This window comes from Arthrobacter nitrophenolicus (assembly GCF_000332815.1).
Lineage (GTDB): Bacteria > Actinomycetota > Actinomycetes > Actinomycetales > Micrococcaceae > Arthrobacter > Arthrobacter nitrophenolicus.
This window is the reverse complement of record NZ_AOFD01000015.1, coordinates 1-15185: the sequence shown is the minus strand read 5'-3', so window position 1 is coordinate 15185 and position 15185 is coordinate 1. Positions and strand designations below refer to the sequence as shown.

9 protein-coding genes and 5 pseudogenes are annotated in these 15185 nt (G+C 67.8%); 13 read left to right on the top strand and 1 reads right to left on the bottom strand.

What is annotated here, in order from left to right; all coding sequences use genetic code 11:
- Nucleotides 1-42: 42 nt before the first annotated feature.
- A pseudogene (locus G205_RS07345) lies at nucleotides 43-1319 on the bottom strand (PrsW family intramembrane metalloprotease).
- A 181-nt stretch (nucleotides 1320-1500) separates the two neighbouring features.
- Between G205_RS07345 and pyrR the strand changes: the two are divergent.
- The 13 genes and pseudogenes from pyrR to G205_RS07280 form a co-directional block, all read left to right on the top strand.
- Nucleotides 1501-2088 carry a bifunctional pyr operon transcriptional regulator/uracil phosphoribosyltransferase PyrR gene (gene pyrR, locus G205_RS07340; protein ID WP_009357419.1) on the top strand — a complete coding sequence of 196 codons (588 nt, stop codon included), beginning with the start codon at nucleotides 1501-1503 and terminating at the stop codon, nucleotides 2086-2088.
- Entirely contained in the window at nucleotides 2085-3107 is a 1023-nt protein-coding gene (locus tag G205_RS07335; protein ID WP_009357418.1) for an aspartate carbamoyltransferase catalytic subunit, read from the top strand. Before pyrR ends, G205_RS07335 begins: the two co-directional genes overlap by 4 nt.
- A complete protein-coding gene (locus G205_RS07330; RefSeq protein WP_009357417.1) occupies nucleotides 3107-4444 on the top strand; it encodes a dihydroorotase in 1338 nt (445 codons plus the stop codon). The genes G205_RS07335 and G205_RS07330 overlap by 1 nt, the downstream gene beginning before the upstream one ends.
- The gene (locus G205_RS07325) at nucleotides 4444-4962 is read left to right on the top strand and encodes a PH-like domain-containing protein (RefSeq protein ID WP_009357416.1); all 519 of its coding nucleotides are present in this window, start codon (nucleotides 4444-4446) and stop codon (nucleotides 4960-4962) included. The genes G205_RS07330 and G205_RS07325 overlap by 1 nt, the downstream gene beginning before the upstream one ends.
- Nucleotides 4963-4975: 13 nt before the next feature.
- A pseudogene (carA, locus tag G205_RS07320) lies at nucleotides 4976-6288 on the top strand (glutamine-hydrolyzing carbamoyl-phosphate synthase small subunit).
- Nucleotides 6288-9601, top strand: a pseudogene (gene carB, locus G205_RS07315) (carbamoyl-phosphate synthase large subunit). The pseudogenes carA and carB overlap by 1 nt, the downstream one beginning before the upstream one ends.
- On the top strand, nucleotides 9594-10472 hold the full coding sequence (gene pyrF / locus G205_RS07310; protein ID WP_009357415.1) for an orotidine-5'-phosphate decarboxylase: 879 nt from the start codon (nucleotides 9594-9596) through the stop codon (nucleotides 10470-10472). Before carB ends, pyrF begins: the two are co-directional and overlap by 8 nt.
- A gap of 111 nt (nucleotides 10473-10583) precedes the next feature.
- Nucleotides 10584-10901, top strand: a complete 318-nt coding sequence (gene mihF / locus G205_RS07305; RefSeq protein WP_200859145.1) for an integration host factor, actinobacterial type — start codon at nucleotides 10584-10586, stop codon at nucleotides 10899-10901.
- 45 nt (nucleotides 10902-10946) lie between these two features.
- Nucleotides 10947-11540, top strand: a complete 594-nt coding sequence (gmk, locus tag G205_RS07300) for a guanylate kinase (RefSeq protein ID WP_009357413.1) — start codon at nucleotides 10947-10949, stop codon at nucleotides 11538-11540.
- A gap of 15 nt (nucleotides 11541-11555) precedes the next feature.
- Nucleotides 11556-11816, top strand: coding sequence for a DNA-directed RNA polymerase subunit omega (gene rpoZ / locus G205_RS07295; protein ID WP_009357412.1), 261 nt, complete (start codon nucleotides 11556-11558; stop codon nucleotides 11814-11816).
- Between the two features lie 37 nt (nucleotides 11817-11853).
- A pseudogene (gene coaBC, locus G205_RS07290) lies at nucleotides 11854-13094 on the top strand (bifunctional phosphopantothenoylcysteine decarboxylase/phosphopantothenate--cysteine ligase CoaBC).
- A gap of 76 nt (nucleotides 13095-13170) precedes the next feature.
- A pseudogene (gene metK, locus G205_RS07285) lies at nucleotides 13171-14405 on the top strand (methionine adenosyltransferase).
- 65 nt (nucleotides 14406-14470) lie between these two features.
- Nucleotides 14471-15185 (top strand): primosomal protein N' family DNA-binding protein (locus tag G205_RS07280; protein WP_009357410.1); only part of this gene is annotated, 715 nt, incomplete at its 3' end.

Genomic DNA, 15185 nt, shown 5'->3' with positions numbered 1-15185 from the left:
GCCTGGCCGCTACGGCCCTGGACGCCGTGTTAGTGCCGGCCTTTACGACGCCACCGCTGCGCGGAGGGCCAGGATGTGCTGCAGCTGCTGCCGCTCTTCAGCCTGGTGCAGCGGGACGTCACGGCCGCTGAGGATCCGCTGGCGGGTGTTGGCCAGCCGGGTGGCCGCCTTCAGGAATTCCTTCATCTGCCGTTTCCGGCCATAGCTGCCGGCCCAGTTCAGCACGGTGCGGCGGCCCCCGAGCGTGGCCAGGAGTTCCACCTCGGCCGTGGTGAACCAGCCGGCAGCGGAGTATTCCAGCAGCCGCTGCCGCGTCAGCCTCTTCTCGGCAACGCGCAGCAGGACGATCCCCGCCACGGCCAGGAAGAAGATGGGCACCTGGACAAAGACATAGTCCAGCAGGAAACCCTGGCCCATGCTGTTCCAGCGGTTATGCAGGAACATTGCAGGCAGCAGCCCCACAATGAAGGCCGCCACGGAAGCCCCCGCATGCCAGCGCCGGGCGGCGAAGCCCATGATCAGCCTGTCGTGCCAGTGAAGATGGCATGGGCAAAGGGCGACATCACGCCCCGCAGGAAGAACACCTGGGCGAACTCGCTGGCCGGGCTGGCCGATTCGGCGATGGCCCGGCCGAAATAGAGGATGTTCTCGGTGAATGCGAACCCGCCGGCGATCGTGAACGCGAACACCACCCCGTCCACCGGCCCGTCGAAATGCCGCCGGGCAAGGAGGAGCAGCAGGAGCAGGCCCAGGGACTTGGCGAATTCCTCCACGATGGGCGCCTGGACGGTGGCCATGTAGGTCTGCAGGTCCGGGATGTCGGAAAACTGGAAGGCCAGGACGAAGAAGGGCTGGATCAGGAGGGTGGCGGCGATGGACACCGCGGCGCCCCACGTGAAGGCGAAGAAGAGCAGCCGCTTCGGCTCGGGCTCCCACTTGTCGATGACATAGACGGCCAGCAGCACCACCGAGAGCGGCAGCAGCGAGGCCAGGAACCCGATCAGGAAGCCGGCTGTGCCCGTATTGGACAGCAGGAAGGGCACCACCAGGAACAGGCTGAGGAACGCGAGGGCGCCGCCGGCCACCGTCAGACCAAGCAGTCCGCCGCTGGTCCGTGCCGCCCGCAGCGCGGTTCCCTGCACCTGCGGCGGCAGTACCGCCTCCACCGGCCCGCCGTAGTGTCCCGGCGCCGGCCGGTAGTTCTCCGGCTGCACGTGTCCCATCCAGCTCGGATTTGCCTGGCGGGGGAGCGGGGAGGCAGGGCCGGAGTAGGGATCTTCAGGGCGCCCGGGCGATGGCTGGCGGGGATGCGTCGACATACCCGAAAGCCTAGGTGTGCCGTGCCGCCCGTCCAAGGATCCTTACCCCGCGGCGGCCCCGGATGTGACCATCGCCGCGTTCCGCCGGCGCCGGTCCGCGGAACGCCGTGTGGTAATTTTGGAACCGCACATGATCCTTTTTTAATTCCGTCCTGTGAGGCGGGGAAAGGGGAGACGAGCGTTGACTTCTGTCACCAGCGCACCGGTTCCAGCCAGGACAGTCCTGAATTCGGCTGACATTGACCGTGCGCTCACTCGTATCGCCCATGAGATCCTTGAGGCCAACAAGGGGTCCAAGGACCTGGTCCTGCTGGGCATCCCGCGCCGGGGCTACCCGCTGGCAGTCCGGCTCGCCGAAAAAATCGCGGCCGCGGACAGCTCTGTTGATGCCGCGGCAATCGTCGGCCAGCTCGACGTCACCATGTTCCGTGACGACCTCTCCCACCAGGGAACCCGGCCGCCCTATCCCACCAAACTGCCACGCACCGGCATCGACAACAAAGTCGTGGTCCTGATCGACGACGTCCTCTATTCGGGCCGCACCATCCGCGCCGCGCTGGACGCACTCATCGATCTGGGCCGTCCCCGCATTGTCCGGCTGGCCGTGCTCATCGACCGCGGCCACCGTGAACTGCCCATCCGCGCCGACCATGTGGGCAAGAACCTTCCCACGTCCTCCTCCGAGAAGGTCCGGGTCCGGCTCGAAGAAACGGACACGCCCCCCGGCGGCGCCCCCACCAACGAAGTAGTGATTGAAGGCGGCTCGTGAAGCACCTGCTCTCCACCCAGGACCTTAGCCGTTCCAATACCATCAGCATCCTGGACACCGCCGAAGAGATGGCGGCCGTGGGCGACCGCGAAGTCAAGAAGCTGCCCGCGCTGCGCGGCCGCACCGTGGTGAACCTCTTCTTCGAAGACTCCACCCGCACCCGCATCTCGTTCGAAGCCGCCGCCAAGCGCCTCTCCGCGGATGTCATCAACTTCGCCGCCAAGGGATCATCGGTGTCCAAGGGCGAGTCCCTGAAGGACACGGCCCAGACCCTGTCCGCGATGGGCGCGGACGCCGTCGTCATCCGCCACTGGGCCTCCGGCGCCCCGCATCGCCTCGCCGCGACGGACTGGATCGACGCCGCCGTCATCAACGCCGGCGACGGCACCCACGAGCACCCAACCCAGGCGCTGCTTGACGCGTTCACCATGCGCCGGCACTGGGCGCGGCTGTCCGGCACCGGCTCCGAGGGCGCCGACTTGAAAGGGATGCGCGTGGCCATCGCCGGCGACGTCCTGCATTCCCGGGTGGCCCGCTCCAACGTCTGGCTCCTCCGCACCCTCGGCGCGGAGGTCACGCTGGTGGCACCGCCCACCCTGCTGCCCATCGGCGTCGAAAAATGGCCCTGCAAGGTCAGCTACAACCTGGACGACACGCTGGCGCAGGGCGTGGACGCCGTCATGATGCTCCGGGTCCAGGGTGAACGGATGAACGCCTCCTTCTTCCCCAGCACCCGCGAATACTCGAGGCGCTGGGGCTTCGACGACAACCGCCTGCGGGCGCTGGACCGCCTCGGCATGAAGGACACCATCATCATGCACCCGGGCCCCATGAACCGCGGCCTGGAGATTTCCGCGGCCGCCGCCGATTCGCCCCGGTCCACCGTCCTGGCCCAGGTCCGGAACGGCGTGTCCGTGCGGATGGCCGCCCTGTACCTGCTGCTCTCCGGGGACACCCGTGAACCAGCCCAACCGGTCCTGGCCACGGCCGGCACCGCCCAGACCAAGGAGAGCAACTGATGGCAGGCAACACCGGAACCTATCTGATCCGCGGAGCCTCGATCCTGGGCGGCGAACCGGCGGACCTGCTGATCCGGGACGGCGTCATCGCCGAAACCGGGACCGGCCTGTCCGCGGGGGACGCGACAGTCATCGACGCCGCCGGCCTGGTGGCCCTGCCGGGCATGGTTGATGTGCACACGCACCTCCGTGAGCCCGGCCGGGAGGACGCGGAGACCGTGGAAACGGGAACCCGCGCCGCGGCACTGGGCGGCTACACCGCCGTGCACGCAATGGCGAACAGCACCCCCGTGGCGGACACCGCCGGTGTGGTGGAGCAGGTCTACACCCTTGGCCGAACCGCCGGCTGGGTTGATGTGCGGCCCGTCGGTGCCGTCACCGTGGGCCTCGCCGGCGAGCAGCTCGCCGAACTCGGTGCCATGGCAGACTCCCGTGCCCGGGTCCGGATGTTCTCCGACGACGGCATCTGCGTCCACGACCCCGTACTGATGCGCCGCGCACTGGAATACGTCAAGGCGTTCGACGGCGTAGTGGCCCAGCACGCGCAGGAGCCCCGCCTCACCGCCGGCGCCCAGATGAATGAAGGCGAAGTCTCAGCCGTCCTGGGCCTGACCGGATGGCCGGCCGTCGCCGAGGAAAGCATCATCGCCCGCGACGTCCTGCTGGCCCAGCACGTCGGCTCGCGCCTGCACGTCTGCCATGTGTCCACCGCCGGATCGGTGGACATCATCCGCTGGGCCAAGGAACGCGGGATCGACGTCACCGCCGAGGTTACGCCGCACCACCTGCTGCTCACGGATGACCTGGTCCGCAGCTACGATCCCGTCTTCAAGGTCAACCCGCCGCTGCGCACCGACGCAGACGTCCAGGCCTTGCGCGCCGGGCTGGCTGACGGCACCATCGACGTCGTGGGTACCGACCACGCGCCGCACCCCAGCGAGCACAAGGAATGCGAGTGGGCGCAGGCAGCCATGGGCATGACCGGACTGGAAACAGCCCTGTCCGTGGTGCAGCACACCATGATCGAAACCGGCCTGATGGGCTGGGCCGACTTCGCCCGGGTCACCTCCACCACACCTGCCAGGATCGGCCGCCTCGGTGACCAGGGCCGTCCGCTGGAGGCAGGGGAGCCCGCCAACGTCATCCTGGTGGACCCGGCGGCACGCTGGACCGTGGACCCGTACCGGATGGCCACCATGGGACGGAACTCGCCGTTCAAGGGCCGCGAACTGCCCGGCAAGGTGGTGGCCACGTTCTTCAAGGGGCACCCCACCGTCCTGGACGGCGAACTCAACACCCCCTACCCGTACGCAGCCGCTCCGGCAGGCGCCGCCTGATGGACAAAATCCTCCCCGGACTGGCGATGCTGGCGGTCATCGCCGTCGTCTTCGTCCTGCTCGCCATCGGCTGGCGGAACCGCCTGAAGCGCCAGTCCGACGTCGAACAGCTGCCTCCCGTGCCCGCGGCGCCCGGCGAGCCGATCACCACGGCCGAAGGCCAGTACGTTGCCACCACCACCGGCGGCGACTGGCTGGACCGGATCGCCGTGCACGGCCTTGGCATCCGCACCAACGCAACCCTCTCGGTGTACCCCCACGGCGTCCTCTTCGACCGCTCCGGCGCCCCGGCGCTGTACATTCCCGCCGCCGCGCTTGGCGGCGCCCGGCAGGACAGCGGGATGGCCGGAAAGTTCGTCGAGAAGGACGGCCTGCTGGTGCTGACCTGGCTGCACGGCTCCCACGAGCTGGACACCGGGTTCCGCACCCGCCGCGCCGCGGACAAGGACACGCTCTACGCGGCACTCCAGGAATTGATCTCCTCAGCCCCGGCCGCAGGCGCCAACAGTGGAAAGTAAGACAGTGACGGATATGCCCGCAGCAAACACACCAGCAGCCACAGACCCAGCAGTGAAAGCGAATACAGTGACAGCAACTACCTCCGCTCCGGCAGCCCTCGTCCTCGAAGACGGCCGCATCTTCCGCGGAACCAGCTACGGCGCCACCGGAACGGCGCTGGGCGAAGCAGTCTTCGCCACCGGCATGACCGGGTACCAGGAAACCATTACGGACCCCTCCTACGCCCGGCAGCTGGTTGTCCAGACCGCGCCGCACATCGGCAACACCGGCGTCAACAGCGAGGACGCCGAGTCCCGCCGCATCTGGGTGGCGGGCTACATCGTCAGGGACGCCGCGCGCCGGCCGTCCAACTGGCGGTCCGAACGCTCCCTCGACGAGGAACTGGTGGAGCAGGGAATCGTCGGCATCCAGGGCGTGGACACCCGCGCCATCACCCGCCACCTGCGTGAGCACAAGACCATGCGGGCCGGCATCTTCTCCGGCGAGGCAGCCAGGCAACCGACAAGGAACTCCTTGACGCCGTCCTGGCCAGCGCCCCCATGGAAGGCGCCCGCCTGGCCGAGGAGGTCAGCGTGGATGAGGCGTACGTCGTGGAGCCCAAGGACCACGGCTGGGACGGCGACCCCCGTTTCACCATCGCCGCGATCGACCTCGGTATCAAGGCCATGACCCCGGTCCGGTTCGCCGAACGCGGCGTCCGCGTCCACGTCCTGCCCGCCACCGCCACCCTCGAGGACGTCAAGGCCGTAAACCCGGACGGCTTCTTCATGTCCAACGGCCCCGGAGATCCCGCCACCGCCGAAACCCAGGTCAAGCTGCTCCGCTCAGTACTGGACGAAAAGCTGCCCTACTTCGGTATCTGCTTCGGCAACCAGATCCTGGGCCGGGCGCTCGGCTTCGGCACCTACAAGCTCCGCTACGGCCACCGCGGCATCAACCAGCCTGTCATGGACCGCCGCACCGGCAAGGTGGAGATCACCTCCCAGAACCACGGCTTTGCCGTGGACGCACCGCTCGACGGCGCCACCCAGGCTCCGGAGGAGCGCTACGGGCGCGTCGAGGTCAGCCACGTCAGCCTCAACGACGACGTCGTCGAAGGCCTCGCCTGCCTGGACATCCCCGCGTTCTCCGTGCAGTACCACCCCGAAGCCGCAGCCGGCCCGCACGACGCTGCCTACCTCTTCGACCGCTTCATCGAACTGATGGCGGGCACCCGTGACGGCCGCACCGCCAACCTCTCCAAGGAACCCGTGGACTCCGTGCATAACCCGATCGACCGCGACGCCGCCCAGCAGGGCACCGACAAGACTGAGGACAAGAAGTAATGCCCAAGAGAACAGACCTGAAGAGCGTCCTGGTCATCGGATCCGGACCCATCGTCATCGGCCAGGCCGCCGAATTCGATTACTCCGGCACGCAGGCGCTGCGCGTCCTCAAGGAGGAGGGCCTGCGGGTCATCCTGGTGAACTCCAACCCGGCCACCATCATGACCGACCCCGAGTTCGCGGACGCCACCTACATCGAGCCCATCACCCCCGAGGTGGTGGAGAAGATCATCGCCAAGGAGCGTCCGGACGCCGTCCTGCCCACCCTGGGCGGCCAGACTGCGCTGAACACCGCTATCGCGCTGGACAAGAACGGCGTGCTCGAGAAGTACAACGTGGAACTCATCGGCGCCAACATCGCCGCCATCGAGCTCGGCGAGGACCGCGAAAAGTTCAAGGGCGTGGTGGAGCGCTGCGGCGCTGAGTCCGCCCGCAGCCACATCATCCACACCATGGACGAGGCGCTCGAGGCCGCCGGCGACCTCGGCTACCCGATGGTTGTCCGCCCCTCCTTCACGATGGGCGGCCTGGGCTCCGGCCTGGCCTACAACGAGGACGACCTGCGCCGCATCGTCGGCCAGGGTCTGCAGTACAGCCCCACCAGCGAGGTCCTGCTCGAAGAGAGCATCCTCGGCTGGAAGGAATACGAGCTCGAGATGATGCGGGACAAGAACGACAACGTGGTTGTCGTCTGCTCCATCGAGAACTTCGATCCGGTCGGCGTCCACACCGGCGACTCCATCACCGTGGCCCCCGCGCTGACCCTGACCGACCGCGAGTACCAGAAGCTGCGCGACGTCGCCATCGCCGTCATCCGCGAAGTGGGCGTGGACACCGGCGGCTGCAACATCCAGTTCGCCATCGACCCCGCCACGGGCCGCGTGGTGGTCATCGAAATGAACCCCCGGGTTTCCCGGTCGTCCGCCCTGGCGTCCAAGGCCACCGGCTTCGCCATCGCCAAGATCGCCACCAAGCTCTCGCTCGGCTACACCCTGGACGAGATCCCGAACGACATCACCCAGAAGACGCCCGCGTCCTTCGAGCCCACCCTCGACTACGTCGTGGTCAAGGTGCCCCGGTTCGCGTTCGAGAAGTTCCCCGCGGCGGACAACACGCTGACCACCACCATGAAGTCGGTGGGCGAAGCGATGGCCATGGGCCGCAACTTCACCGAAGCCTTGCAGAAGGCCCTGCGCTCCCTCGAGCAGAAGGGCTCGCAGCTGGACTTCAGCAGCGTCCCCGAATGGGAAGTCGCCGAGCTCATCGAAAAGGCCAAGCGCCCCACCACGGAGCGCCTGCACCAGGTCCAGCGCGCCCTCCTGGGCGGTGCCACCGTGGAGCAGCTGTTCGAAGCCACCAAGATCGACCGTGGTTCCTCGACCAGCTCCAGCTGCTGAACGAGATCTCCCGCGAGATCCGCCAGGCCGGTGCTCTCACCAAGGAGATGCTGCAGCGAGCCAAGCGCCACGGCTTCTCGGACGAGCAGATCGGATCGCTCACGCACAACTCCGAGGCCGTGGTCCGCGGCGTCCGCCAGGCCCTCGGCATCCGCCCGGTCTACAAGACGGTGGACACCTGCGCCGCCGAATTCGCCGCCTACACCCCGTACCACTACTCGGCGTACGACGAAGAGGACGAGGTGGCGCTGCACTCCAAGCCGTCCATCCTCATCCTGGGCTCCGGGCCCAACCGGATCGGCCAGGGCATCGAGTTCGACTACTCCTGCGTGCACGCCTCCATGGCACTGCGCAAGGCCGGCTACGAGACAGTCATGGTCAACTGCAACCCGGAAACCGTCTCCACCGACTACGACATCTCCACCCGCCTGTACTTCGAGCCGCTGACGCTCGAGGACGTGCTTGAGGTCATCGCGGCTGAGGAGCGGACCGGCGGCGTCATGGGCGTGTTCGTCCAGCTCGGCGGCCAGACCCCGCTGAAGCTCGCACAGCAGCTCGCCGACGCAGGGGTTCCGATCCTCGGCACCTCCCCGGAAGCCATCGACCTGGCAGAGCACCGCGGAGCGTTCGCGCGGGTCCTGGACAAGGCAGGCCTCGTCTCCCCGAAGAACGGCACCGCCGTGTCCTTCGAGGACGCCAAGAAGATCGCCGACGAAATCGGCTACCCCGTGCTGGTCCGCCCGTCCTACGTCCTGGGCGGCCGCGGCATGGAAATCGTCTACGACGAAGCCAACCTCTCCCGCTACATCGCCAACGCCACCGAGATCACCCCGGACCACCCGGTCCTGATCGACCGCTTCCTCGAGGACGCCGTCGAGATCGACGTCGACGCCCTCTTCGACGGCACCGACATGTACCTCGGCGGCATCATGGAGCACATCGAGGAAGCCGGCATCCACTCCGGCGACTCCGCCTGCGTCCTGCCGCCCATCACGCTGGGCAGCAACGTCATCGAGCGCGTGCGCACCGCCACCCGCGCCATCGCGGAAGGCGTGGGCGTGCGGGGCCTGATCAACATCCAGTTCGCGCTGGCCTCGGACGTCCTGTACGTCCTCGAAGCCAACCCCCGCGCATCCCGCACGGTTCCGTTCGTGTCCAAGGCAACGGGCGTCCAGATGGCCAAGGCCGCAGCCCTGATCGGCACCGGGGTGACCATCAACCAGCTCCGCAGCGCCTACAAGATGCTGCCCGAGTCCGGCGACGGGTCCACACTGCCGCTGGACGCGCCGGTGGCCGTCAAGGAAGCCGTCCTGCCCTTCAGCCGCTTCCGGACGCTCGAAGGCAAGGTCGTGGATTCCCTCCTCGGCCCGGAAATGCGGTCCACCGGCGAGGTCATGGGCATCGACAAGCACTTCGACACCGCCTTCGCCAAGAGCCAGGCCGGCGCCAACAACGCGCTGCCCACCGAGGGCAAGGTCTTCGTCTCCGTGGCCAACCGCGACAAGCGCTCCGTCATCATGGGCGTCAAGCGGCTCTCGGACCTCGGTTTCGAAATCGTCTCGACCGGCGGCACCGCCGATGTCCTGCGCCGCAACGGCATCCAGGCCACGCCGGTCCGCAAGGTCGCCGAAGGGAGCAGCGCCGAAGGCGAGGGCACCATCGCCGACCTGGTGGTTGCCGGCGAGATCGACATGGTCTTCAACACGCCGTCCGGCGGCGAGGCCCGCAGCGACGGCTACGAGCTGCGCGCCGCGGCCACGTCCATCGGCATTCCCTGCATCACCACGGTGGCCGAGTTCAACGCCGCGGTCCAGGCCATCGAGGCCATGCGCACCTACGAGTGGTCGGTCACCAGCCTGCAGGAGCACGCCGCCGCCCTGGCTGAATCGCAGAAGGCGGCCCTGCAGAATGCCTGAGCAGGTATCCGCTGCCGGGCAGGTATCCGGCACCGGCCGGGAGTCATTCGGCTCCCGGCTGGGTGCCGCCATGGCCGCCCGTGGCCCCCTCTGCGTCGGAATTGATCCGCACCCCGCACTGCTGAAGAGCTGGGGACTGGACGACGACGCCGCCGGGCTGAGGAGCTTTTCGCTCACCGTTTTGGAGGCGGTGGCTTCCCTCGCTGCCGCGGTCAAGCCGCAGGTGGCGCTCTTTGAGCGGCACGGCTCGGCGGGCATGGCTGTGCTCGAAGAACTCCTCGCCGCCGCCCGCGACGAATCGGTACTGACAATTGCCGACGCCAAACGCGGTGACATCGGCTCCACCATGGCCGCCTACGCGGACGCCTGGCTCCGCGACGGCTCACCGCTGGCGGCCGACTCGGTGACGCTCAGCCCCTACCTGGGCTTTGAATCGCTCCGCCCGGCGCTGGACCTTGCGGCGGAGACCGGACGAGGAGTTTTCGTCCTCGCCCTCACCTCCAACCCGGAGGGCCCGTCCGTCCAGCACGTGGGGGGAGCGGAGTCCGTGGCCCGCAGGATTGCCTCGGCCGCTGCTGCCGAGAACACCCGCTACCCCGGTGCGCTCGGATCCGTAGGACTGGTGGTCGGCGCGACAGTGGGCAGCGCCCTGGCCGACCTCGGGATGGATCTTGCGGCAGTGCACGGTCCCATCCTCGCCCCCGGGCTGGGGGCCCAGGGGGCCACCCCGGCAGATCTCCGGGCAACGTTCGGAACGGCCTACCCCCAGGTCCTGGGGACTTCCAGCCGGGACATCCTGGCTGCGGGCCCGGGGCTTGGCGGACTCCGGGAGGCGGCCCTGCGGACGCTGGACGGGCTGCGCGGCGAATAACGTTCCGTTTGCCCGGATGCATTGATTCAGGCCGCACCAAAGGGTAGTTTCAGGGACAGGTTCAAGGGCGGCCGCCCTTGAACGAATCCGCCGAATCCGGGGGTGTCTGCCATGGTGCTGCGACCTTTGACCGCATCGGAACGGGCTGACGCCCTGAACAAGGCGGCTGCCGCCCGGGCCACCCGCGCGGCGGCCAAGGAAAGCCTGAAGAACGGCAAGAGGTCCGCGGCGGACATCATCAACTCCGCCATGGAGGACGACGCCCTGGCGCGGATGCGGGTCTCCGAGCTTCTCGAGGCGCTGCCCGGGATCGGCAAGGTCCGGGCCGCGGCCATCATGGAGCAACTGGGCATCGCCACCTCCCGCAGGGTCCGCGGGCTGGGCGTCCACCAGCGCCGGGCGCTGGTAGATTTTATAGACGAGCATTAGGGCGGCACGCACCCCGCCCATCCCCGAACTTCGGCAAAGGAATACGTGAGCAAGAAACCTGGACTGACAGTCCTCGCTGGTCCGACGGCTGTTGGCAAAGGCACCGTGTCCACCTACATCCGCGACAACTACCCCGAGGTCTGGCTGTCCGTCTCGGCCACCACCAGGGCTCCACGGCCCGGCGAAGTGGACGGCGTCCACTACTTCTTCAAATCCAAGGAGGAGTTCGAGCAGCTCATCGCGGACGGTGAGCTGCTGGAATGGGCAGTGGTCCATGGCCAGAACACCTACGGCACGCTCAAGAGCACGGTGGACAAGGCAATCGCCGAGGGCCGTTCCGTGCTCCTGGAAATCGACCTGCAGGGTGCGCGGCAGGTCAAGGCGGCCGTCCCGGACGCCCAGTTTGTCTTTCTGGCCCCGCCCACCTGGGACGAAATGGTCCGCCGGCTGGTGGGCCGCGGCACCGAAACGCCGGAGGAACAGCAGCGGCGCCTGGAAACCGCTAAACTGGAACTTGCTGCTGAACCGGAGTTCGACCACACCGTCATCAACGACGACGTCCGCCGGGCAGCGGACGAGCTAGTTTCACTCATGGGGCTGACCCCGCATCCGCACCTGCCGGAACCGTCAGCCCGCTAGGAATTTGGAGAATTCGTGTCCACGAACCTTGAAGGCATCATCAACCCGCCGATCGACTCGCTGCTTGAAGCAGCCGATTCCAAGTACGGCCTGGTGATCTTCGGTGCCAAGCGTGCTCGTCAGATCAACGCTTACTACGCCCAGCTGCACGAGGGCCTCTTCGAGTACGTCGGCCCCCTGGTCGACACCAAGCTGAACGAGAAGTCGCTCTCGATCGCCCTGCGCGAGATCAACGAAGGCAAGCTGGTTTCCACGCCGATCCAAGCCGCAGAGTAATTTGCCGCTGAACTGACTTGCTGTTGACGGAGGTCACGTGCGCATAGTCCTCGGAGTCGGGGGAGGGATTGCCGCCTACAAGGTGGCATCGCTCCTCCGGCTTTTTACTGAAGCCGGCCACCAAGTGACCGTCATTCCCACGGAGCGTCCACCCGCTTCGTGGGTACAGCCACCTGGGAGGCGCTGTCCGGGAACCCGGTCAGCAACAGCGTTTTCGACGACGTCCACCAGGTCAACCACGTCCGCCTTGGCCACGAGGCCGACCTTGTGGTGGTTGCACCGGCCACGGCCGACCTCCTGGCCAAGGCCGCGACAGGACAGGCCGGCGACCTCCTTACCAACACGCTCCTTATGGCCCGCGGCCCGGTCCTGTTCGCCCCGGCCATGCACACCGAGATGTGGCAGCATGCCGCCACCCGCGCCAACGTGGAAACCCTCCGTGGCCGCGGCGCAGCCGTCCTGGAGCCTGCCACCGGGCGGTTGACCGGTGCCGACTCGGGCCCCGGGCGGCTGCCGGAGCCGCAGGTGATCTTCGACGCCGCCATGGCACTCGTGCAGGGACAGACCGACTTCCAGCTGCCGCTGGCGGGCCGGACCGTCACCATCAGCGCCGGCGGCACCCGCGAACCCCTGGACCCCGTGCGCTTCCTCGGCAACCGGTCCTCCGGCAAGCAGGGCGTGGCCCTGGCCGTGGCCGCCCGCAATGCCGGGGCGACCGTGCGCCTGCTGGCAGCCCACATGGAAGTCCCGCCGCCCGCCGGCGTTGAAGTAGTGACGGTCGAGACGGCACTCCAGCTGCGCGAAGCCGCCCTGGCGGCGGCCGCGGACTCCGACGTCGTCATCATGTCTGCCGCCGTCGCCGACTTCCGGCCGGCCGTGGTCTCCGACACGAAAATCAAGAAACGTGATGACAGCGCCGATCCCGTCATCACCCTCGTCCGCAACCCGGACATCCTGCATGAACTGGTTGAAGTCCGGAACGCCGCGGGGGATGAAGCGCGCCAGCGCCTGATCGTCGGATTTGCCGCCGAGACCGGCGACAGCCATGGAGACGTCCTGGCCTACGCCGAGGCAAAGCTGCAGCGCAAGGGCTGCGACCTCCTGGTGGTCAACCACGTCGGCTCGGACAAGGTGTTCGGCCAGGACACCAACTCCGTGGTCATCCTGGCCCGTTCCGGCTCCGAACCACAGGAGGCCTCGGGGACCAAGGCAGAGGTTTCCGAGGCCATCATCAACCGCATCGGCTTTGAACTGAACTCTGTTTCACCCCGGGCCTGAGTGTTCCGCGCCACGTTTGCTTCGCGGGAAGACATCTCCCGCGGGGCCAACGTGCTCCAACCAGTAAGGTAGTTGAGTGACTTTACCCCTGCACCTTCCCCAGACCTCCGCGGCCACGCCCACGGCGCTCCGGCTCTTCACGTCCGAGTCGGTCACCGAAGGCCACCCGGACAAGATCTGCGACCAGATCAGTGACGCCATCCTTGACGCCCTGCTGGCGGCAGACCCGGAATCCAGGGTAGCCGTGGAAACCATGGCCACCACCGGCCTGGTGCATGTGGCAGGCGAAGTCACCACCGACGCCTACGTGGAGATCCCGCAGATCGTCCGGGAGACCATCCTCGCATCGGTTACGACTCGTCCGCCAACGGCTTCGACGGCGCCCGCTGCGGCGTCTCGGTGTCCATCGGCCAGCAGTCCAACGACATCGCCGGCGGCGTCTTCAACTCCCTGGAAGCCCGCGAGGGGCGCCAGGAGGACGATTACGACCTGCAGGGCGCAGGCGACCAGGGCCTGATGTTCGGCTACGCCAGCGACGAAACACCCTCCTACATGCCCACGCCGATCTGGCTTGCGCACCGCCTGTCCGAGCGGCTCACCGAGGTCCGGAAGTCCGGCGAACTGCCGTACCTTCGGCCGGACGGCAAAACCCAGGTCACCGTGGGATACGACCGCGACCTTCCCGTCTCGGTGGAAACCGTGGTCATCTCCAGCCAGCATGCTGAAGGCGCAAGCCTGGACCAGCTCCGCGCCGACCTCGCGGCCGTGGTCATCGAGCCTGTTCTTGCCGGGGCCAACCTGGACATCTCCCGCGCCAGGAACATCCTGAACCCGGCCGGGGAATTCGTTATCGGCGGCCCGGTGGGCGATGCCGGCCTGACCGGCCGCAAGATTATCGTGGACACCTATGGCGGCATGGCCCGGCACGGCGGCGGCGCCTTCTCGGGCAAGGACCCGTCCAAGGTGGACCGCTCCGCCGCCTATGCCATGCGCTGGGTCGCCAAGAACGTGGTGGCCGCCGGACTTGCCAAGCGCGCGGAAATACAGATCGCCTACGCCATCGGCCAGGCCCGCCCGGTGGGCACGTACGTGGAGACCTTCGGCACCGAAACAGTTGACCCCGCCCGGATCAGCGCCGCGATCGCCGAAATCTTCGACCTGCGCCCCCGCGCCATCATCGACGCCCTTGACCTGAAGCGGCCCATCTACGCCAAGACCGCGGCCCACGGGCACTTTGGCCGTGACGAGCCCGACTTCACCTGGGAACGGCTGGACCGCGTGGACGAGCTGAAAGCGTTCTTCAACGCCTAGGCCACTTCCGGCAGCCCGAATGTCAGTGGCCGGTGCTTGGCTTGCCATGTCCGGACGAAGGCTGAATGGAGGGGGCCGCAGTGGTTGGTGACAGATCCTCCCAGCCGGGACCCGGCCTTTCCAGTGCGGGGGGACAGGCCGTCCAGCCCTCCCTGCTCCAGGGCTTTCCATCGCGGAAGCTGCCCGGCGGCGCAGCTATGGCTGCCGCGCTTCCCGTGGCCCGTGTGCTGGTGGAATCCTCGCTGCCGCACCTGGACCGGCCGTTCGATTACGCGGTTCCGGCCAGCATGGACGATGAAGCACGGCCGGGTGTCCGGGTGAAGGTCAGCTTCAACGGCCAGGACCTGGCCGGTTTCCTGCTGGAACGGCTCGCCGAATCCGACGCCGGCACCACCCTGTTGCCGCTGGCCAAGGTGGTTTCACCAGTTCCGGTGCTGACCCCCGCTGTCCGGGATCTTGCCGCCGCGGTGGCCGCCCGGTACGCGGGCACACTCAGCGATGTGCTCCGCCTTGCCGTGCCGCCCAGGGTGGCCCGCCTGGATAAGGAGTTTCCCGCCGCCGCTGTGCAGGATGGCGGGGAACCGGCACCGGCCGATCCGGGCACAGTCTCGGGCGGGGAGGCCGCGCCGGCTGTGACCGGCTTGCCGGGCACCTCCGCCTGGTCGGCCTACCGCAACGGACCGGCATTCCTGCGCCACCTTGGCAGCGGCGGATCCCCGCGCGCCGTCATCAATCCGCTGCAGGGGTACGGCCCGGGAGGCTGGCCCCGCCTGCTGGCCG